22 protein-coding genes are annotated in these 20111 nt (G+C 69.6%); 7 read left to right on the plus strand and 15 right to left on the minus strand.

Features of this window, described 5'->3' with window-relative positions:
* Positions 1-198 precede the first annotated feature (198 nt).
* Both DMH01_RS07705 and DMH01_RS07710 read left to right on the plus strand, forming a co-directional pair.
* A complete protein-coding gene (locus DMH01_RS07705) occupies positions 199-891 on the plus strand; it encodes an IclR family transcriptional regulator (protein ID WP_125674633.1) in 693 nt (230 codons plus the stop codon).
* Between the two features lie 346 nt (positions 892-1237).
* A complete protein-coding gene (locus DMH01_RS07710; protein ID WP_125676578.1) occupies positions 1238-2800 on the plus strand; it encodes an amidase in 1563 nt (520 codons plus the stop codon).
* 35 nt (positions 2801-2835) lie between these two features.
* Here the strand turns inward: DMH01_RS07710 and DMH01_RS07715 are convergent, their stop codons facing one another.
* Both DMH01_RS07715 and DMH01_RS07720 read right to left on the minus strand, forming a co-directional pair.
* Positions 2836-3384 (minus strand): TetR/AcrR family transcriptional regulator, encoded by a 549-nt coding sequence (locus DMH01_RS07715; RefSeq protein WP_125674635.1) that lies wholly within the window; start codon positions 3382-3384, stop codon positions 2836-2838.
* Between the two features lie 90 nt (positions 3385-3474).
* Positions 3475-4074 carry a TetR/AcrR family transcriptional regulator gene (locus DMH01_RS07720; protein ID WP_125674637.1) on the minus strand — a complete coding sequence of 200 codons (600 nt, stop codon included), beginning with the start codon at positions 4072-4074 and terminating at the stop codon, positions 3475-3477.
* Between the two features lie 37 nt (positions 4075-4111).
* On the opposite strand from DMH01_RS07720, the gene DMH01_RS07725 reads away from it, so the two are divergent.
* Positions 4112-4585, plus strand: a complete 474-nt coding sequence (locus DMH01_RS07725) for a DUF1772 domain-containing protein (protein ID WP_125674639.1) — start codon at positions 4112-4114, stop codon at positions 4583-4585.
* On the opposite strand, the gene kstD is transcribed toward DMH01_RS07725, so the two are convergent.
* From kstD to DMH01_RS42680, 6 genes are all read right to left on the minus strand, one after another.
* Positions 4573-6318 (minus strand): 3-oxosteroid 1-dehydrogenase, encoded by a 1746-nt coding sequence (kstD, locus tag DMH01_RS07730; protein WP_125674641.1) that lies wholly within the window; start codon positions 6316-6318, stop codon positions 4573-4575. The two genes, DMH01_RS07725 and kstD, sit on opposite strands and share 13 nt — an antisense overlap.
* Before the next feature lie 131 nt (positions 6319-6449).
* Positions 6450-7487: an LLM class flavin-dependent oxidoreductase gene (locus DMH01_RS07735; RefSeq protein ID WP_125674643.1), complete on the minus strand. Its 1038-nt coding sequence runs from the start codon at positions 7485-7487 to the stop codon at positions 6450-6452.
* Entirely contained in the window at positions 7487-8005 is a 519-nt protein-coding gene (locus DMH01_RS07740) for an SRPBCC family protein (RefSeq protein ID WP_125674644.1), read from the minus strand. The genes DMH01_RS07735 and DMH01_RS07740 overlap by 1 nt, the downstream gene beginning before the upstream one ends.
* A gap of 48 nt (positions 8006-8053) precedes the next feature.
* A complete protein-coding gene (locus DMH01_RS07745) occupies positions 8054-8569 on the minus strand; it encodes a helix-turn-helix domain-containing protein (protein WP_125674646.1) in 516 nt (171 codons plus the stop codon).
* Positions 8570-8629: 60 nt separating this feature from the next.
* Positions 8630-9553, minus strand: a complete 924-nt coding sequence (locus DMH01_RS07750; protein WP_125676580.1) for a tetratricopeptide repeat protein — start codon at positions 9551-9553, stop codon at positions 8630-8632.
* 10 nt (positions 9554-9563) lie between these two features.
* Complete coding sequence (locus tag DMH01_RS42680; RefSeq protein WP_158633197.1) at positions 9564-9725, minus strand: hypothetical protein; 162 nt, start codon at positions 9723-9725, stop codon at positions 9564-9566.
* Between the two features lie 364 nt (positions 9726-10089).
* On the opposite strand from DMH01_RS42680, the gene DMH01_RS07755 reads away from it, so the two are divergent.
* The gene (locus DMH01_RS07755; RefSeq protein ID WP_125674648.1) at positions 10090-10503 is read left to right on the plus strand and encodes an SsgA family sporulation/cell division regulator; all 414 of its coding nucleotides are present in this window, start codon (positions 10090-10092) and stop codon (positions 10501-10503) included.
* Positions 10504-10560: 57 nt separating this feature from the next.
* On the opposite strand, the gene fgd is transcribed toward DMH01_RS07755, so the two are convergent.
* The 4 genes from fgd to DMH01_RS07775 all read right to left on the minus strand — a co-directional run bounded on the left by fgd (position 10561) and on the right by DMH01_RS07775 (position 13915).
* A complete protein-coding gene (fgd, locus tag DMH01_RS07760) occupies positions 10561-11565 on the minus strand; it encodes a glucose-6-phosphate dehydrogenase (coenzyme-F420) (protein WP_125674650.1) in 1005 nt (334 codons plus the stop codon).
* Positions 11566-11699: 134 nt separating this feature from the next.
* Complete coding sequence (locus tag DMH01_RS07765) at positions 11700-12227, minus strand: hypothetical protein (protein WP_125674652.1); 528 nt, start codon at positions 12225-12227, stop codon at positions 11700-11702.
* 17 nt (positions 12228-12244) lie between these two features.
* Positions 12245-12661: a CBS domain-containing protein gene (locus tag DMH01_RS07770; protein ID WP_125674654.1), complete on the minus strand. Its 417-nt coding sequence runs from the start codon at positions 12659-12661 to the stop codon at positions 12245-12247.
* A gap of 60 nt (positions 12662-12721) precedes the next feature.
* Positions 12722-13915, minus strand: a complete 1194-nt coding sequence (locus tag DMH01_RS07775) for a zinc-dependent alcohol dehydrogenase (RefSeq protein WP_125674656.1) — start codon at positions 13913-13915, stop codon at positions 12722-12724.
* Positions 13916-14004: 89 nt separating this feature from the next.
* Between DMH01_RS07775 and DMH01_RS07780 the strand changes: the two genes are divergently transcribed.
* Positions 14005-14364 (plus strand): VOC family protein, encoded by a 360-nt coding sequence (locus tag DMH01_RS07780; RefSeq protein ID WP_125674658.1) that lies wholly within the window; start codon positions 14005-14007, stop codon positions 14362-14364.
* Positions 14365-14382: 18 nt separating this feature from the next.
* Here the strand turns inward: DMH01_RS07780 and DMH01_RS07785 are convergent, their stop codons facing one another.
* Positions 14383-14583: a hypothetical protein gene (locus tag DMH01_RS07785; RefSeq protein WP_125674659.1), complete on the minus strand. Its 201-nt coding sequence runs from the start codon at positions 14581-14583 to the stop codon at positions 14383-14385.
* Between the two features lie 134 nt (positions 14584-14717).
* On the opposite strand from DMH01_RS07785, the gene DMH01_RS07790 reads away from it, so the two are divergent.
* Entirely contained in the window at positions 14718-15224 is a 507-nt protein-coding gene (locus DMH01_RS07790) for a GNAT family N-acetyltransferase (RefSeq protein WP_370323367.1), read from the plus strand.
* On the opposite strand, the gene DMH01_RS07795 is transcribed toward DMH01_RS07790, so the two are convergent.
* Positions 15149-16084, minus strand: a complete 936-nt coding sequence (locus DMH01_RS07795) for a DMT family transporter (protein ID WP_125674664.1) — start codon at positions 16082-16084, stop codon at positions 15149-15151. The two genes, DMH01_RS07790 and DMH01_RS07795, sit on opposite strands and share 76 nt — an antisense overlap.
* Before the next feature lie 390 nt (positions 16085-16474).
* Here DMH01_RS07795 and DMH01_RS07805 point away from each other — a divergent pair, with 390 nt between their 5' ends.
* Positions 16475-18745, plus strand: a complete 2271-nt coding sequence (locus DMH01_RS07805) for a helix-turn-helix domain-containing protein (RefSeq protein ID WP_233621443.1) — start codon at positions 16475-16477, stop codon at positions 18743-18745.
* A gap of 90 nt (positions 18746-18835) precedes the next feature.
* Here the strand turns inward: DMH01_RS07805 and DMH01_RS07810 are convergent, their stop codons facing one another.
* Positions 18836-20056, minus strand: coding sequence for a cytochrome P450 (locus tag DMH01_RS07810; protein ID WP_125674668.1), 1221 nt, complete (start codon positions 20054-20056; stop codon positions 18836-18838).
* Positions 20057-20111: the final 55 nt, after the last annotated feature.

A 20111-nucleotide genomic window follows, 5' to 3' on the forward strand; every position in this document is an offset into this window, starting at 1 on the left:
CGCGAACCTTGCCAGCATGCCAGGAACGCGCCGGGAGGCAGGACCCGGCAGGGTGGTTCGCGGCGCGGTGTCGGTCACGTCCGCGGATGGGCCGTTCAGCGGAACACCACCCCATCGGCTGCCCGAAAGTTCGTATCCCGGCCTGCCGGGGGCGCACTTTACTTCTCCGGTGTGACCTTTTTCCGGGAAAGGGCGGCGATGCGGGAACCCCTCGGCGGACGCGGCGTGCTCGAAGGCGCGTTCGCGTTGCTCGAAGCACTCGACGAACAAGGCGGGCAGGCCGGGCTGACCCAGCTCGTGCGGGCCACCGGGCTGCCGAAGACCACCGCGCACCGGCTTCTGGACCAGCTGGCCGACCTCGGCGCGGTCGAGCGGGCGGGCCGCGGCTACCGGATCGGCTCGCGGGTGTTCCGCCTCGGGCGGTTCTGGCAGCCCGAACTCCGGGACCTGGCCAAGGAACGGCTGCCGTCACTTTCGGCGCGGATGCGCGCGAGCCTGGTGCTCGTGGTCCCGAGGGAAGGTCGCGCGCTGGTCGCCGCGGGCGCCGTCCTCCCCGCCGACGACGTCCCCGTGTGGCCGGGCCGCCCGCTTCCGCCGGGGACCGCCGCCGGGCGGCTCCTCGCCGCTCATCACCCCGCGCTCGCCGAACCGGACTCGGACGCGCTGGAGATCCGCGAAGCCGGATACGCGGCCGAATCGGAGACGATCACGGAAGGACTCTGTTGCGCCGCCGTCGGCATCAGGACCCCGGACGGCCGGGTCGGCGCGGCACTCGCCGCCGTCCTGCCCGCGCGCCGCGACCCGGCTTCCGCGGTGGCCGGGCTGACGAGCACCGCACGGTCCTTCGGCGCCGCGCTCGCCGAATGCGCACGGCAGAACCGAGCGGGATGATCGGCGAACCGCGAACAATCCGCGATCAACGCGGAACCGGATACCCCGCCGAGATCAGGCGGAATATTTCCGACGGAATCACCACTATCGCCTCACCGTGCGTCCACGACCGGCGGCACCCAGTGCCGAAATCAAGATCACCCTTGGCGGACAGACTGTTTGCGTGACCGAGCGCCTACCGGACCGGCGGTCACGCGGCGATCAAATCACCGTTCACCGTTTTTTCGAGGTGCTTCCGAAACCGAGTGCCACCCGTACTGTTCAGGAATTCTTTCGAACAGGAGGGAATTCCTTGAAAAGACATTCCTGGAGAAGGCGCGGCGTGGCCGTGGCCGCGTTTCTCGTCATGGCGTCGGCGGCGTCGGCCACCACGGCCGTCCCGGCGTGGGCCACGGGACCCTCCGGCCGCCCCGTGGTGGCCGGGATCGACCTGGAGCGGGCGACGATCCCCGACCTGCAGCGGGCGATGCGCTCCGGGCGGCTGTCCTCGGTCGAGCTGACCGCCTTCTACCTGCAGCGGATCCGCAAGCTGAACCCGACGCTCCACGCGGTCCTCAGCACGAACCCGGACGCGCTGCGGCTGGCCGCGGAAAGCGACGTGCGGCGGCTCCGGCACCGGTCGAAGGGCCCCATGGACGGCATTCCGGTGCTGCTCAAGGACAACATCGACACCGCGGACCGGCAGCCGACCACGGCGGGCTCGACGGCGCTGCTGGAATCCCGCCCCTACCGGGACGCCGGAGTGGTCGAAAACCTGCGCGAGGCCGGGGCGGTCATCCTCGGCAAGGCCAACCTGTCGGAGTGGTCGAGTTACCGCTCCACCAGTTCGTCGAACGGCTGGAGCCCGCTCGCCGGGCAGACCGCCAACCCCTACGTCCTCGACCGCAACCCGTGCGGCTCGTCGTCCGGCCCGGGCGTGGCCGTCGCGGCGCACCTGGCGACCGTCGCCGTCGGGACCGAGACGGACGGTTCGATCAGCTGTCCCTCCGGCGCCAACGGCATCGTCGGGGTCAAGCCGAGCCTCGGGCTCGTCAGCCGCAGCGGGATCGTGCCGGTGTCGAAACAGCAGGACACGGCGGGCCCGATGGCGCGCAACGTGGTCGACGCCGCGATCCTGCTCGCCGCCCTCAACGGGGCCGACCGTCGTGACCCGATCACCGTCGACGCCGCCCGGCAATCACTCGACGACTACACGCGATTCCTGCGCCCCAACGCTTTGCGCGGAAAGCGCATCGGCGTCTGGCGCGAGGTCTACACGCCGGACGACACGACGAAGGCGGCGTTCGACCAGGCGCTGACCAGGCTGCGCAAGCTCGGCGCGACCACGGTCGAGATCACCATTCCCTATCTGGACGTGATCGCGGCCAACGAGTTCCCCGCGATCAGAACCGAGTTCAAGCACGACATCAACGCCTATCTCGCTTCCACCGGCGGAAAGCATCCCGCCGACCTGGCGGGGCTGATCCAGTACAACCTGGACAACGCGGCGGTCGAAATGCCGTACTGGACCCACAACCTGTGGGACCGATCGCAGGCCACCACCGGCGATCTCACCGATCCGGCGTACCGCGCCATGCGGGAAGCCGCGACGAGCGCCGCCCGGCGGGGCCTCGACGAAACACTGAGCGGCGAGAAGCTCGACGCGATCGTGGCGCCGACGAACAACGCCGCGTGGAAGACGCAGCTCGGTGTCGGTGACGGCGCGCTCCTGATCGACTCGTCCGGCCCGGCGGCCGTGTCGGGCTACGCCAACATGACCGTTCCGATGGCGTACGCCGGACCGTTGCCGCTGGGGCTGTCGATCATGGGCGGACGGTTCAGCGAACCGTCGCTGCTGGCCATCGCCTACGCCTTCGAACAGGACACGAAGGTCCGGCGGCTGCCGACCTTCATCCCGTCCATCGGCTGAACCGGGGTCGTGGGTGGCCCGGGCCACCCACGACTTCAGCCCTGGGCACCGGCCAAGAGCCCCAGGCTGCGCTCGACCTCGGCGACCGCGGCCTCGCGCTCGACGTGACCGTCGATCACGAGCGTGGCCAGCCCGTGGAGCAGGCACCAGAGCGTGACGGCGAAACCACCCGGATCGTTCCGCTCCCCCACCCCGTCGGCCAGCACCGCACAGGTCACCCGGTGCGCCTCGGCCAGTTCCGGATACGCGGCGCGGTCACCGATCCCGGCGCCCGCCATCAAGCGGTACAGCGCCGGATTCTCCAGGGCGAAGCCGAGGTAGGACCGTCCGAGCGCGGTCACCGTCCCGGCGCCGCAGGCCCGCAGACGGTCCTGCACTTCGGCGTGCCCCTCCAGCGCGACCGCCACCAGCAGCGCGTCCTTGTCGCGGAAATGCCGGTACGGCGCCGCGGTGGACGCACCCACCTTCGCGACCGCCGCGCGCAGACTCACTCCCTCCGGACCTCGTTCGACGAGGAGTTCCCGTGCGGCGAGGACGAGCGCACGACGAAGATCCCCGTGGTGATAGGCACGTTTGATGATCATGGCGGACCCCCCAGCCCTTGATGCCACGTGAACGCCCCACCTTAACGGGTGCGGAACCGGCTGTGAGCGCTTCGGGCCGTTCCGTGTCCGTCAGTCCCGCCGAGCGACACCACAGAGCCGCAGCACGCTCTCGCCGAGCGCTTCGACGCCGTCTTCGAGCGTCAGCTGCTTCGCGTCCACGGCGTGGCCGGCGGCGTGGCCGAGCGCCACGATCGCGTTGACGAGCCAGGGATTCGCCAGTTCCCGATCGAACTCCCCCGACTCCTTTCCCCGGGTGAGGAGCCGGTCCAGGTGATCGGCCACCGCCGTATGACGTTCCCGGTCGGCTTCGGGGTCGTTCTCCTCGGCGGCGCCGGCGGGCAGCCGCGGGTAGCGCCGGAACATCCGCCAGCCGACGTCGAGCAGGCGGAGCATGGCGTCGGCGGCGGGCCCCTCGTCGAGCCGCGCGGCGTCCATCTCGTTCGCGGCCTCCTCGGAGACCACGTCGATCACCGCGCTCAGAAGCGCCTCACGGGTCTTGAAATGCGCATAGACGGTCTGCCTGCTCACCCCGGCCGCTCTCGCGATGTCCTCGACGCTCGCATGGGCTTGTGCGCCAAGGACTTCCTTGGCCGCGGCGAGGATCGAAGCGACACTGCGATCGGCGTCGGTCCGCCGTCGCCGCTGCCGCCCCTCGGCTAGCTCGGACATGTTGTCAACCTTAACCCAGGTCACTATGTTTGACAGCATGTCAAAGGTAAGGTCGGAGCTCGCCACCGGTGTCGCCCTTTTGTCGACAGGTCTGCTCGCGGGGGCGTTCGGCTACGGCGTGGTCAACGTCGCGGCCACGTTCGACGTCGTCCCGCTCGACGTGCGGCTGACCTTCCACACGGCGCTGATGCAGCGGAACGGCGTCGTCATGCAGTCCGCGATGGCGCTCGCGGCGATCAGCTCCCTCGCGCTCGCCGTCTTGAGCCGAGGGCGGCCGCGGCAGCTGGCCGGCGTGGCCGCGGCACTGGTCGTGACGTCGTTCCTGGTCACCCGCTTCGGGAACGTGCCCATCAACGGCCGGATCAAGGTCTGGGCGGTCACGTCGGCACCGGCCGACCACGCGGCGATCCTCGATCAGTGGGAGACCTACAACGTCATCCGGACCGTCGCCGCGCTCGCCGCTTTCGTGCTCGTCATCGCCGTTTCACGGCTGAAGGCTCAGCCCGGCTGATTCGCGAGATCGTTCGCCGCGACATACCCGAAGGTCATCGCCGGGCCGATCGTCGATCCGGCCCCCGCGTAACTGTTGCCCATCACCGCCGCGCTGGCGTTCCCGGCGGCGTACAGGCCAGGGATCACCGAGCCGTCCGCCCGCAGGACCCGCGCCCGCGCGTCGGTGCGCATTCCGCCCTTGGTTCCGAGGTCGCCCGGGACGATCTTGAACGCGTAGAAGGGCGGCTCCCACAAAGGTGCGAGGCACGAGTTCGGCAGGACGTACGGGTCGGTGTAGTAGTGGTCGTAAGCGCTGGCGCCCCTGCGGAAATCACTGTCCACACCGGACAGTGCCTGGCCGTTGAACCGGTTGACCGTGGCGCGCAACGCCTGCGGCGGGACACCGATCGCGCTGCCGAGCGACTCCACGGTCCACGCCTTCTTGACCGCTCCCGCCGAGTACCACTCGTCGGGAAACGGCAACAGCGGCGCGACGTCGCGGAAGAGATACCGGTTGCGGTAGTGCTGGTCGACGACCAGCCACGCGGGAATGGTGGGCGACGTCGGATTCCGGTCGTACATCGTGTGCACGACGTCGCTGTAGGGCGCCGCTTCGTTGACGAAGCGCTTGCCAGCCGCGTCCACCATCAGCCCGCCGGGCAGGGTCCGTTCGGCGAGACAGAAGTACGGTTCGCCGGGGAGCGGAATGGCCGGTCCCCACCAGGCGTCGTCCATCAGGTCCAGTGCCGCTCCGGCACGTTTCCCCGCCAGGATCCCGTCCCCGGTGTTCGACCGGGCCCCGACCGTCCATTGTGTACCGATCGGCTGGCGCTGGTATTCCGCCCGCATGGCGGCGTTGTGCTCGAAACCGCCGGAGCCGACGATGACGCCGCGCCGGGCCTTCACCACGCCTGCCGCGACGGTCACCCCGGTGACCTTCCCGTTCTCGATGACGAGATCGGTCAACGGCGTGTTCAGCCAGACCGGGACCCCGGCGCGCTGCAATCCGGCCCGCAGTCCCGCCGCCAGCGATTGGCCCATGGTGAGCGGTTTCTGCCCGGCCAGGGCGGCGGCCGTGCCGCGCGCGAGGCAGGCGGCCGCCACCGCGGCGCCCTTCGGGTTGACCGCGGCCAGCGCGAGCCATTTGTAGTCGGCGCTGAAGACGACCATCCCCGCGGGCGTGGCGAGATAGGGCGGGTTCAGATTGGCCAGTTCGGCGCCGAGGATGTTGCCGTCGAGCTGGTCGGGCTCGATCGAGCGGCCGCCGGGCATCCCGCCGGGCAGCTCCGGGTAGTAGTCGCTGTAGCCCTCCATCCAGCGGAACCGCAGCGGGCTGTTGGCCATCACGAACGACAACATCGCCGGACCGTTGGCGAGGAACGCCTGCTGACGCGAGGCGGGGATCGACGGGCCGACCACGGCGGCCAAGTACCGTGCGGCCTGTTCCGGGGTGTCGCGGACGCCGGCCTCGGCCAGCACCGGATTGCACGGAATCCAGATCCCCGCCCCGGACCGGGCGGCCGAACCACCGAACTTCGCCGCCTTCTCCAGCACCACGCAGCTGAGCCCGCGTTTCGCCGCGGTCAGCGCGGCGGTCATCCCCGCCGCGCCGGCCCCGACCACGACGACGTCGTACTCGCCGAGCACCGCGGAGGCGGCCGAAGCCGTCCCGCCCAGCGGCAGTCCCGAAGCGAGCGCGAGCCCGGTGCCGAGCAGGACCTGGCGCCGGGACAGACCGGAATCGGGACCCATGAATCCTCCTCGCGTGGGGATCGAGCGAGGTCATGTTCTCCGGACGGGCGGCAAAAGTGAAACAAGTTCTACCCGCTTGGAGCAGGCGGCACCCGCCACGCTCGGCCGGTCACCTCAACCGGCGCGGACATTCAGCCCAACGCGCGGACCAGCTCCAGCGCGCGGCCGAGGGTGGCGAGCCGGTCGGCGACCGTCTCCCCCGCCGGGTACAGCCGGACCGTGTCGACGCCGGCGTCCTGCCAGACGCGCAGCCGTTCGGCGACCATCGGTTCGGTGCCGATCAGCGTCGTGCCGAGCACCATCTCGTCGGTCACCAGTGCGGCGGCGCCTTCCCGGTCGCCCGCCTGCCAGCGCTCCCGCACCGCAGCGGCCGCCTCTGCCCAGCCTTGCCTGCTGTAGGCGTTGTTGTAGAAGTTCGTCTTCGCCGAACCCATCCCGCCGAGGCTGAACGCGAGTTCGGCCTTGCGGCCCGCGACCATCCCGCGCAACTCGGCCTCGTCCGTGGCGAAGGCGACCTCGGCGCCTTGGCAGACTTCGAGGTCCGCCCGCGTTCGGCCGGCTTTCGCGAGACCTGCGTCGAGATGCGAAAAGTAGGCCTGCGCCCCCTCGGGGACGAAACTGGTGCCCAGCCAGCCGTCCGCGATCTCGCCGGTCAGCTCCAGCAGCTTCGGCGAGAGCGTGGCCAGGTAAATCGGGATATCCGGATTCGCCGCCGCCGACAGCCGCATCGGCCTGCTCTCGCCCGGCAGCGGGATCTCGAACTCCTTGCCGGAGAACGAGATCTTCTCGCCCGCGAACGCCTGGCGGATGATCGCGACCGTTTCCCGCATCCGGGTCAGCGGCCGGGCGAACGGAACCCCGTGGAGTCCCTCGATCACCTGTGGCCCCGATGCGCCGAGCCCGAGGACGAACCGGCCTCCGGAGAGCTCCGAGAGGGTCAGCGCGGTCTGCGCGATCGCCACCGGGGTCCGGGTGCCGAGCTGGATGATGCCCGAGCCGAGCCGGATCCGCTCGGTCCGCGCCGCGAGATAGCCGAGCACGGACGGCGCGTCCGAACCCCACGCCTCGGCGACCCAGCACTCGTCGAGGCCGAGCTTTTCCGCCTCCAGCACGAAATCCAGCGTCTCCCGTGGGCCACGCGAGACCTCGATCGTGGTCGCCGTCCGCATCACGCGCCGTCCGCCTCGGCGCGCTCCTTGATCGCGGTGAGGGTCCCGGTCATCGCGTTCTCGAACTCGCGCAGCCGGACGAAGACGATCTTCTCCTCCTTGTCCGGCATCTGGTCGATGGCCAGCGAGAGACCCGACCGTCCCGGCCCCATCTGCATCCACTGCCGGAGCTTCGTCCCGCCGTTCTCGGGTTCCAGCGTGAAGCGCCACACCGCGGTCGGCGTTTCGGGATCCTGCACCGCCCAGGCGAAGACACGCGGCGCCTCGCATTCGACGACATACGACGTCGTCTGCCATTCGCCGAACGAATCGTGCCTGCTGTGGCCGACGAACCGCCTGCCGACCGTCGCTTCACCGGCCGCGCCGTCGCACCAGTCGGCCGATTGCAGCTCCTGGCTCATTTCCGGCATCAGCCGCACGTCGGACACGATCGACCAGACCCGCTCCGGGGCGGCGTCGACCCACGCCTGCACCTCGACCGTCGGCTTATCGGCGTACTTGGCGCCCGTCCACTCCATCGTGGTCACCCTTCCATGCCCGTGACCTCGATAGTTGCGTAGATGGACTTACGTTGTCAAACCCTCCTGCGCGGCGAACCGGCGTACGACGTCGGGACGGCTCGCGAGCTTGGGCGGGTAGCCCGCGCCGAGCCGCGCCCGCGTGTTCTCCGCGGTGAGCGGCCGGGCGCAGTGCGCGCAGACGACCTCCGCGTGGGTGTCGTGCCCGCAGGTCTCGTGATGGAGGGTGACCGGCGGCCCGTCGTCCCCGGAGAGCCAGCGGTCGCCCCAGCGGGTCATGGCGGCGAGCACCCCGTAGAAATCCGAGCCCTTCTCGGTCAGCACGTAGTCGTAACGGACGGGGTCGGCCTGGTAGGCGCGCTTTTCCAGCAACCCTTCCGCGACCAGGCGACGCAGCCGGTCGGCGAGGGTGTTCCGCGCGATGCCGAGCTGCTGCTGGAACTCGTCGAACCTGCGGATCCCGTAGAACGCCTCCCGCAGGACCAGCGGCGTCCACCAGTCGCCGAGCAGGTCCATGGTGCGCGCGATCGAACACGGCCACTGCGCGAACGAAGTCCGTTTCATACCGGCGAGCCTACGCCCGGCGAAATTGATCCGGTCATTCCCACACCCATTCTCCGGCGCTCAGGCACTGGCCCGAAATGTTGCGATCCGGTCAAGGATATCTCGCGCGTTAATGTCGCCCACCCGCTTCCGCACGCTTTCCGACAGTGGCCGTAAACGATCTCGCGTCCGTGCGGAACGGATTCCGTCCGCGATGTCCATCGCGGCGAGACCGACCTCCGCCGCCCGGTCGAGATCGCCCTCCAGCGCGTGGTCGACCGCGAGCCAGATCATCGTCAGCGACCGGCTGCGCACCATGTCCGGCCCGTAGCCCTCGATGGCCTCGGTGAGCGCGGGAATGGCCTTCCGGCTGTGGCGGACGTCGACGAGCCTGGCGAGTTCGGTGCGCACCGTGCCGATCATCGCGGCCAGGTCGTTGGCCGTGAAGAAGGCCGACCACGACGGGACGGCGTCGCCTGCGGAGTCCGCGAATTGTTCCGGGGCAAGGGAAAGCTTGTCGAGCGCCTGGCGGACGTCACCGAGCAGCGCGTAGGCCCACGCCTCGTTCGCCGACAGGATCGCCTGCGACAGCGGCCGTCCGGCGCGGCGGGCCGCGACCTGCCCCTGGCCGAACTGGTCGAGCGCCTCCGACGGCGACCGGTGGTGCAGGTACATCCGGCCGAGCCGGTAGCGGACGTTGGCGAGGAGGTCGTCGTCGCCCGCCTCCGCCGCGAGGTCGAGCGCGCGACGGAAGTGCCGCTCCGCCCGCGCGGGACGGCCCGAGTCGAATTCCGTCCAGCCCCTGAGGTTGTGCAGATCCGCGACCACACCGGCCAGCCGCCGGGCCAGCGGGTCGGGCATCGTCCCGCGCCGCAGCGCGGCACCGTATGGCTCGAGCACACGCAGCAGTTCCCGGCAGGACCCGCCGCCTTCCCGGTAGTCACGCGCCCGGAGCGCGGCGATGACGCCCTCCAGCCGGTCGATGTCGGCCTGCCCGACGCGCAGCGGGAGCCGGTCAATCACGACGGCGGCCCTCGACACGCGGCACCGAGGGCGCGGTACCGAAACCCGGCGGAGGCGGGACACGTCGGGTCGCCTCCCGCCCGCGCGACCCGGGAACCGCGTCCCGCCGCGCGAGCTCTTCCCGGGAAATGACGACGGTGATTCGTACACCCATTACCACTCCTCCTGATCCGCAACGGCCAAGCTCGTCGAGGTCCAGGACGGAGCACGCCGGTCTCCTGGAAACATTTGAACGACGCGTGCCGATGCTAAACCGGCCGGAATACCGATTCACTCCGCCAAATGGTTGCCCATTTCCTTCACCGGAATATGCACGTGCGAAGTCTCTTTCTTTTGCACGGACGATCGCCCATTTTCGCTTGCTTACCCCACGTGCCCACCGAAGACGGTGCGTGAGCACGTGAGACGCAGCTCTCAGCCGAACGTGTGAACCTTGTCAACTCGGGTCACGAAAAGGCTTCACATTGCGTTATCCATAGCTGAAGATCAACAGCAACCGAACGTAAGGGGCTGAAGCAGTGGACAGGGAAAGCGACCTCATCCGGGGGACGATCGTCTTCGGCCTGCGCACTTTCGGTGCGGACCCGCTCCCCGTGCGGGCCGACCTCGAATACGACCCCGAAGACCCTTACGCCGTCGTGGTGGCCTACCACTCGGGCGGCGGGACGGTGCGCTGGATGTTCGGCCGCGACCTCCTCGCGGACGGGCTCCTCACCCCATCGGGTGAAGGCGACGTGATCATCAGCCCGGCCGACGACACCTCGATCGTGGTCTTCGCTCTCAGCGCGCCCGACGGCTGTGCGGTCCTCGAAGCCCCGGCGCAGGAACTGGCCGAGTTCCTCGACCGCACCTACGACGTCGTGCCCGCCGGCTCGGAGCCGGAATGGTTCGACTTCGACCAGGAGATCGGCAAGCTCGTCACCGAGTCCTGACCGGTCTGAAACCCCTGTGGCGGCACCGCCTCCCGCGATGCCGCCGTCCGCACCGGGTCAGCCGAGTTCGCGGAGGCCCGGGACGACCTGTTCGGAGAACGAGCGCAGGAACCGCTCCTGGTCGTGGCCGGGACCGTGGAAGACGAGGTGGTCGAAGCCCGCCTCGACGTACGGCTTGATCTGCTCGACGGCGTCCGCCGGGTCGGAAGTGACGATCCAGCGGCGGGCGACCTGCTCGATCGGCAGCGCGTCCGCGGCCTTCTCCATCTCCGCCGGGTCCTCGATACCGGCCTTCTGCTCCGGCGTCAGCGAGAGCGGCGCCCAGAACCGGGTGTTCTCCAGCGCCTGCGCCGGATCCGGGTCGTAGGACAGCTTGATCTCGATCATCTTGTCGATGTCGCCGGTGCTGCGGCCGACCTGCTCCGCGCCTTCCGCGACCGCGGGCAACAGCTTCTCGGTGTAGAGCTCCATGCCCTTGCCGCTGGTGCAGATGAAGCCGTCACCCTGCTTGCCGACGTACTTCGCCATCACGGGGCCACCGGCCGCGATGTAGATCGGCACGCCGCCCTCGGGGCGGTCGTACACGGTGGCGTCCGTGGTCTGGAAGTACTCGCCCTCGAACGTGACGCGCTCCTCGGACCACAGCTTGCGCATCAGCTCGATCGCCTCGCGCAGCCGCGCGAACCGCTCCTTGAACGCCGGCCACTCGATCCGGGCGACCGCGACCTCGTTGAGGGCCTCCCCGCTGCCGACACCGAGCAGCACCCGGCCCGGGTACAGGCTGCCGAGGGTGCCGAACGCCTGTGCCACCACGGCCGGGTTGTAGCGGAAGGTCGCCGTCAGCACGCTGGTGCCGAGCACGACCCGCTCGGTGCGCTCGCCGACCGCCGCCATCCACGCGAAGGAGAACGGCGCGTGCCCGCCCTGGTGCCGCCAGGGCTGGAAATGGTCGCTGACCATCACGCTGTCCAGCCCGACCTGCTCGGCGAGCACGGAGTACTCGACGAGGTCGCGCGGGCCGAATTGCTCGGCCGACGCCTTGTAACCGATCTTCAGTGCCATCCGGGGTCACCACCTGGGCTCTTGGGTTGTTCCGCTCTTCACCTTGGCACAGAGTCGATCAGCTCCGCCCATGCCTCGACGGGGTGAAGAGTGTCGGGAACACCACTGGGCCGACGGGAATGCGCCCCCCGTCGTCAGCCCGCCAGGGAATGCCGCTGGTAGGACGAGTCCGGTTCGGCGAACTCGATCCCGTTCTCGTCCAAGGCGTTGAAGACAGTGAACCGGCCTCGCGGGAAGACGAACCCGAGCGCGACCATGCCGTTCGCCATGTCCCGCGTCGCGCAGTCGAGCAGTTCGACGTCTTGGAGCACCTGACCCTCCAAAGCGGACAGTTCCGGATGGATGTCCTGCCGCCACCGGAGCGGGCTGGGCTCGGCCGGGTCGCCCCAGTCCCAGCCTGGCCTGCCGTACGGGTCGATCGTGTTCCAGGTCAGGGAAAGCTCGTCGAACTTCCAGTGCGTGATCTCCAGCCGTTCGGCACCGAAGTCCACCACCACGGGCGCGTCCGAGAGCCACTCGCCGTACTCGACGAACCAAGTGAGGTGGACGCGCTGGAGCCGTTCACCCACCAGCGCGCGCAGACGATCCCCGTGGGCTCTCCGGATCGTCTCGAGTCCGGAGAGCCACACGGGTTCATAGCCTTCGATGTCGAAGAACGCCACCGAAGGAGTATGGCGGGTCAGTCGTAGGACAGTGCTTCCACCAGTTCGCCGCTGTCCGGGTTGGGCAGGGCCCTCGCCACGTCGGCCTGTGCCACGATGCCGACGAGCTTGTGGCCGTCGATCACCGGCAGGCGCCGGACCTTGTGGTTCGCCATGGTGCGCATGATCTCCTCGGCGTCGTCGTCCGCGCCGATCGTCACCGCCTCGCCCTGAGCGAGTTCCGAGGCGTGCAGCGCCCTCGGGTCCTTGCCTTCGGCGAGTACCTTCACCACGATGTCGCGGTCGGTCAGCATGCCCTTGAGCTTGCCGTCCTCGCCGCAGATGGGGACCGCGCCGACGGACTCGGCGGCCATCTTCTTCGCCGCGTCGAGCACGGTTTCCGACGCGGACACGCAGGTCGCGCCCGCGGTCATGATCTCTCGTGCCGTGGTCATCGCATCGCTCCTTTCGTCAGGATCCGAACACCGGATACCCGCCATCCGCGAGCCGACACCTCAAGCCGCCGACGGCTCCAGCAGGATCTTGACCGCGCCGTCCTGTTTCTTCTGGAAGATCTCGTAGGCGTGCGGCGCCTCCGACAGCGGGAGCTTGTGCGTCGCGAAACCCTCGACGCCGAGCGGGTCGGCGGGGTCGGTGATCAGCGGCATGATGTCGTCGAGCCAGCGCCGGACGTTGGCCTGCCCCATCCGCAGGGTGATCTGCTTGTCGAACAGCTCCATCATCGGCAGCGGGTCGACCATGCCGCCGTAGACGCCGCTCAGCGAGATCGTCCCGCCGCGCCGGACGCAGTCGATGGCCGCGTACAGCACGCTCAGCCGGTCGATCGCGGCCTTCTCGGTGATCTTCGCGCCGATCGGATCGGGCAGGAGACCGACGAGGTTCTGCGCCAGCCGCCCGACCGGGGCGCCGTGCGCCTCCATCCCGACGGCGTCGATCACCGAATCCGCGCCCCGGCCGCCAGTGGCCTCGCGGATGACGTCACCGAGATACTTGTGCTCACGCGTGTCGTAGGTGACGACGCCGGCCGCGGCGGCCTTCGCGAGCCGTTCCGGCACCAGGTCGATGCCGATCACCTTGCCCGCGCCCCGGTGTTTCGCGATCCGGCAGGAGAACTGGCCGATCGGGCCCAGCCCGAAGACCACGACCGTGCCGCCTTCCGGGATGTTCGCGTAGTCGACGGCCTGCCAAGCCGTCGGCACGACGTCGGAGAGGTACACGAACCGCTCGTCCGGCGGGCCGTCCGGCACCTTGATCGGGCCGTAGTGGGCCTGCGGGACGCGCAGGTACTCGGCCTGGCCGCCCGGGACCTGGCCGTAGAGCTTGGTGTAGCCGAGCAGCGCCGCGCCCTTGCCGCGGTCGGTGACCTGCGTGGTCTCGCACTGTGACTGGAGGCCGCGGTCGCACATGAAGCAGTGGCCGCAGGAGATGTTGAAGGGGATCACGACGCGGTCGCCGGGTTTCAGGTTCGTCACCCCGGACCCGACCTCTTCGACGACACCCATGGGCTCGTGCCCGAGGATGTCGCCCTCGTCGATGAAGGCGCCGAGTACCTCGTAAAGGTGCAGGTCGGAACCGCAGATACCGGTCGAGGTGATCCGCACGATGGCGTCGGTCGGTTCGACCAGTTTCGGATCCGGGACGGTGTCGACCCGGACATCGCGTTTCCCGTGCCAGGTGACGGCCTTCATGGTGCTCCCTTCGGCGAGTGTCTCTGTTGCCCGCCGGATGCCCGTCCGCGCATCCGGCAAACCTCGCCGTTCCGTGCCACCGTGGATCCATGCGAACCCGGATGCTCGCCGTCGCCGTCGACTGCCGTGAGGCCGAAGCACTGGCCGCGTTCTGGAAGGAAGCACTCGGCTACCCCGAGACCGAACGGTGGACCGACGGCCACGGGGCGACCTACGTCGAGCTGAAAAGCCCCGACGTACCGAGCCTGCTCTTCCAGCCCGTCCCCGAGGGGAAGTCGGGCAAGAACCGGCTGCACCTCGACATCGCGCCCACCGAACTCGAGCAGCGCGAGGAGGTCGCCCGGCTCGTGTCACTCGGCGCGAAGGTCCTCGAAGATCCCGAGGCGGACCCCTGGGTGGTCATGGCCGACCCGGAAGAGAACGAATTCTGCGTGCTGCCGCGACGCTGAACCCCAGGTGACCGCGGTTCAGGCGGCTTCGTCGTCCCTCCGCGCCGACCGGTCGGAATGCAGCCCCAGCATCTCCAGCAGCATCCGGCAATCCGTCGCGTCGCGGGCGTTCGCGACCACCGCCTCGGTCGCCTTGCGCAGCACCGCCGCGCGTACTGCGGTCGCCCCACCGTCGACCAGTTCCTCCACCGGACGCATTTCCTCGAACGGGTTCCCCATGACCCACCTCCGTCGTCCCTTTCGTTGATACCCGATTCCGGCGGCGAAAGCCCCCGCGTTCGTGCGGTTCCGGCGGCGCCCCAGCCGGTTTCTCCCTAGACTGGCGCCATTCGGACGAGCGGACGGAGCGGGAACTGACCACCGAGTTGCGCGGGGAGTTCGTGACCCTGACCCCGGTCACCGAGGCCCATGTCCCGGACTTGCGGCGGATCCGCGGCACCGCCGAGGTCGGGGCGCGCTGGGGTTCGGTCGACGACTCCCCCACCTGGCCGTTCGACGACCCCACGACGACCTGTTTCACGGTCCTGGAAGAGGGTGTCGTCCGGGGCTTCGTCCAGTACGGCGAGGAGGAGGACCCGATGTACCGGCACGCGTCGGTCGACCTCTTCCTCGATCCGGCCGCCCACGGCCGAGGGCTGGGCACGGACACCGTCCGCACGATGGCGCGGTATCTCCTGCACGATCGCGGGCACCATCGGCTCGTGATCGATCCCGCCGTGGACAACGACGCCGCCATCCGCTGCTACAAGGCCGTCGGCTTCCGCGAGGTCGGGGTGATGCGCGGCTACGAACGCGACACCGACGGCGAAGGCTGGCACGACGGACTGCTGATGGACTTGCTCGCCGAAGACCTCATGTAGCGGGTCAGGGCGACTCCGAGCAGCACCACGGCCATCCCGGCGAGCACCCGCGGGCCGAGTTCCTCGCCGAGCACGAGCGCGCCCAGCGCGACCGAGACGACCGGCAGCAGGTAGCCGACGGTCGCCGCGGAGGTCGCGCCTTCGTCGGCGATGAGCCGGTAGTTGAGGTAGAAGGTGACGCCGGTGCCGAAGATCCCGAGGACGACGACGGCGACCACCGCGGTCACGTTCAGCGGTCCGGACGGGGCGGCGTCGAACGGCAGCGCGAGCGCGCTCAAGCCGGTGGCGGTCAGCAGTTGCGCGGCGGAGATCGCGATCGGGCCGCCTTCGCCGACGAGTTTCCGTCCCATGTAAGCGAAAGCGATCGCGTAGCTGATACCGGCGCCGAGCAGGGCCAGCGTTCCCCAGCCCAGCAGGCCGCTCTTCTGCCAGGGCGCGAAGATCAGCAGGATGCCGGCGAAACCGAGGACCAGGCCGCCGGTGCGGATCACGGTGATCCGGCGTTCGGTGCCGATCCCGATGCCGATCAGCAGTGACCACAGCGGGGTCGTCGCGTTCATCACCCCGGCGACACCGGAGTCGACGGTCAGTTCGCCGATGCTGAACAACGCGAACGGCAAGGCGTTGCAGAAGAAGGCGGCGACGAGGAGCCTGCCCCAGATCCGGCGGCCGCGCGGGAGACGCTGCCCGGCCCAGCGGCTCAGCACGAGGAGGACGGCCGCGCCGAGCGCGCAGCGGATGACGGTCACCTGAACGGGCGGCAACCCGGTCAGGGCGAGCTTGATCCACAGGAAGCCCGATCCCCACAACAGGGCGAGAACGCCCATCCGGATCAGGGTTCCCGGCGCGCCGATGCTCACTTCGTTCCTTTCGCCGGGCCGCTCGATACCTCTCCAAGCTGCCTCGGGCGACTCGTCAGGACAAGTGAAAAGATCTACACCGACGTTAAGCGGTCCTACATGTTCCGAAGGGGTCCCGGTCGTGGCCGCCGGGAAAGGCGGCCACGGCCGGTTTCCGAGGAGATCAGTACTCGCCCGGTAGTTCGCAAGGCGGAACAGGGCCTGCTCACATTTCGCGGTCGCGCATGATCCACCTCCCTTTCGACTGGCGCACCGGTGGGGAACGGGCGCGTTCTCGCCCAGTTTGGGGGCAGTCTTCGCACCCGCGCATACCCGGTGGCCGTGTTGTGACCCACGTAATGGGAAGGTTGTGGCACCATCTGCCGCGCAGCGGGGAGAAAGGTGCTTCTGGTGACCGAGAATTCCGGCTCGGCCAGATCCGGGGAGACCGGGAAGGCACGCCCGGTTTCGACGGCCGCGCTGACTTTCGGGCGCGCGTTGCGGCAACGGCGGCAGGCACGCGGGCTGGCCTTGCGGGACCTCCAGAAACTCGCCTATGTCGACAAAAGCCTCATCAGCCGGGTCGAACGCGGGCTCACTCCACCGAGCGCGGAATTCGCCGAAGCCTGCGATCGCGCGCTGGGTGCGGGCGGGGCCCTGATCGTGCTCGCCGAAGCCGCCCGCGCGGAACCCTATGTGCACCTTCCCCCACCGCCGGATCATTTCGTCGGCCGCGCGGAACATTTGGCGCTGCTGGACGAGAAAGTGTTCACCGAAGCGGCCAAAGTGGTCTTCGTGGCCGGGCCGCCCGGGGTCGGTAAGACCGCGCTCGTGCTGAATTGGGCGAACCGGCGGCAAGAGGAATTCGACTGCGTCCTCTGGTCGGATCTTCGCGGCTATGCGGCGGGTTCTCCCGCGCAACCCGCCGACATCCTCGACGATCTTCTGCGTTGCGTCGGTGTCCGTCCCGATCGCGTCCCCGCCGAGGAACACATGCGGCTCGCGCTCCTGCGGGGCCTGTTGCGCGGCCAGCGCACGCTCGTCGTGCTGGACAACGCCCTCGACTCGCACCAGGTGCGGCCGGTGCTGCCCGGCACCCCGGACACCACCGTGCTGATCACCAGTAGGCGACGGTTGTCCGGACTCGTCGTCGGCACCGGCGCGGTCCAGGTTTCCTTGGAGCCACTGCAAGATCTCGAAGCGGCGCGGCTCATGGCCGACCTCATCGGCGACGAACGCGCGGCGGGCGATCCCGAAGGCGTCGGCAGGCTCGTCCGGCTGTGCGCGGCGCTGCCGCTCGCGGTGAGCATCGCCGCCGAACGGGTCGCCACGCATCCCCATCAGAGCGTCGGCGACCTCGCCCGTGAACTCGTCGCCGAAGGGCAAAGGCTGGAACTGCTCGCGGTCGACGACGACGCCGTCGGGGTCCGGGCCGCGTTCAGCTGGTCGTACCGCGCGCTGGAGGTCGACACCGCCCGGCTGTTCCGGCTGCTCGGTCTCCATCCCGGGCCGCGGTTCACCGCGGGCGCGGCGGCCGCGCTGGCCGGTCTGCCGGAGCACGACGCCCGACGGCTGCTCGACAAGCTCGTGCACGCGCATCTCGTCCAGCAGATCGGCGCGCGGTACTACCGGTTCCACGATCTGCTGCGCGTCTACGCCGCCGAAGAGGCCGCCGCCGCACAATGGCGGGACGAGCGGAAGGCGGCGGTCTCCCGGCTGACCCACTGGTACCTCTACGCCGCCAACGCGGCGAGCTGGACGCTGACCCCGGCCCGCGATCACCACATCGATCTGGGGCCCGCGCCCGACGGCGTCGAGCCGCTCCGGTTCGCCACCTTCGACGAGGCCTACATCTGGTGCGCTTCGGAGATGCCGAGCATCACCGGTGTCGCCCGGCTGGCGCTGGACCACGGGCTGTACGAGATCGGCTGGCGATTGCCGGTGGAGCTGTTCGACTACCACCTGCTCGGCAGGCCGTGGCAGACGTGGATCTCCAGCCACGAGGTGGCGATCGAGTCCGCCGAGGCGGGCGGCGACCTCGGCGGGCTGGCGTGGTCGGCGATCAACCTGGCCGAGGCGCACCGGCGGCGCGGCGACCTCGACCGCGCACGCGACCTGTTCGGCCGGGCCGTCGAACTCGCGGAAGAGATCGGCGAGAACCCGAGCCTCGGCTGGGCACTGGTCGGCCTCGGCAACATCGCGCACGAGCGGGAGGACTACGCCGAAGCCGTGCGGCTCGCCGGGCAGAGCGTGGAGGTGAACGCCCGGATCGGCTACCGGCTCGGCGAAGCGACCGCGCGGGTCCACCTCGGCCGCGCGTACCGCGACCTCGGCGAACGGGACCTGGCCCTCGACCACGGCCTGCGCGCCTTCGACGCCTACGCGAAGGACGCCGACCAGCACGGCATGGGCTTCGCCTTGGTGCCGCTCGCCAGGACCTGCCGCCGGTTCGGCGATCTCGAGCAGGCGCTCGGGTACTGCGAGCAGGCGCTGACCGCCTACCGGAACTGCGGCGACGTCTGGGGACAGGCCGACGCCCTCGACGAACGCGGCTGCGCGCTGGCCGCGAGGGGGCACACCGACGAGGCCATGGCGGTCTGGCGCGACGCGCTCCAGCTCGTCATGGATCTCGACGACCGGAAGGCGAGCGTGCTGCGGGGCCGTCTCGAAGGCGCTGTCTAGAGGCGGCTGAAGGGGACTTTCCCCGCATGCGACGCGGCGAAGGACGCTTTCACCGCGTCACATGCGGTGAAGGACGCTTTCAGCCCGTCCCTACAGCCGCACCGGCAGGTTGTGCAGGCCCCGGGTGATAGCGCTCGGCCACCACACGAGCCGGTCCTCGGGCACGGTCAGCGTCATCGACGGCGCGCGGCCGAACAACGTCTCCAGCGCCGCGGACGCCTGCATCCGCGCGAGCGCGGCGCCGATGCAGATATGCGGGCCGACGCCGAAGGCCACGTGCCGCACCGGCCGCTCGCCCGGGCGGAAGGCGAGCGGTTCGGGGTGCACCTCCGGATCGCGATTGGCCGCCAGCAACGACAACAGGATCGGGTCGCCCGCCTCCATCCGCTGCCCGGCGAGCTCCATCGGTTCGGTGACGAAACGCCAGCTCGTGTTCTGCAGCGGGGTGTCGCGGCGCAGGACCTCCTCGATGACGAGCGTCAGGTGTGCGCCGTCGGCGCGGGCGCGGGCCGCCTCCTCCGGATGCGTGATGAGGGTCAGCGCGGTGGACGCGATGAGGCTGATCGTCGTCTCGTGCCCGGCGATCAGGGTGAGGAACGCCGTCGCGGCGACCTCGTCGGCGGTCAGTTTCCCGGCGGCCTCCTGCGCGAGGAGATCGCTGATCAGGTCCGCTCCCGGTTCGGCGCGTTTGCGGGCGACGACGTCGGCGAGCAGCGCGTCCAGGTCGTCGGTCGCCTTGAGCATGGACGCCATGTCCGTGACGTCGCCGGCGGCGACCACCAGCGCGGGCGGGCGGACCTCGTCCAGCAGGCTGTCCGGGATGCCGATCAGCTCGCAGATCGACCGGATTCCCAGTGGGTACGCGAAATCCTCGACGAGGTCGCCCTCTCCCCTGTCCAGGATCGGGTCGAGCAGTTCGTTCGCCAGCCGATGCGTGCGGTCGCGCATGTGCTGCAGCCGCCGCGGGCCGAAGGCGCCGGCGCAGGCCTTGCGCAGCCGTGCGTGTTCGTCGCCCTCGAAGTTGTTCATATGCCCGATGAGCGTCGGCCGGTGGTCGGCGGGCAGCCCGAGGTTGGCCTTGCGCCAGTGGTCCGCCGCGACGGACGGGCATTTGGACAACCGCGGGTCGGCCATCGCGGAAACGACGTCCGCGTGCCGGGTCAGCAGCCAGGTCCAGGTGTCGCCGGGAAGCGGGAGCCGGAACGCGGGGGCGTTCGCCCGGAGCCATTCGTAGGCGGGTGCGGGATTCCTGTCGAATTCCGGGCCGAACAGCACCGGAACCGCGGCGTCGTCGTATGCGGCGTCAGGCATACGAGCCACGATGCCAGCTTGTGGCCGAACGGCGTCCGGCGAACGTGGGTATCGG

The organism is Amycolatopsis sp. WAC 04182 (assembly GCF_003947465.1).
Classification (GTDB): domain Bacteria; phylum Actinomycetota; class Actinomycetes; order Mycobacteriales; family Pseudonocardiaceae; genus Amycolatopsis.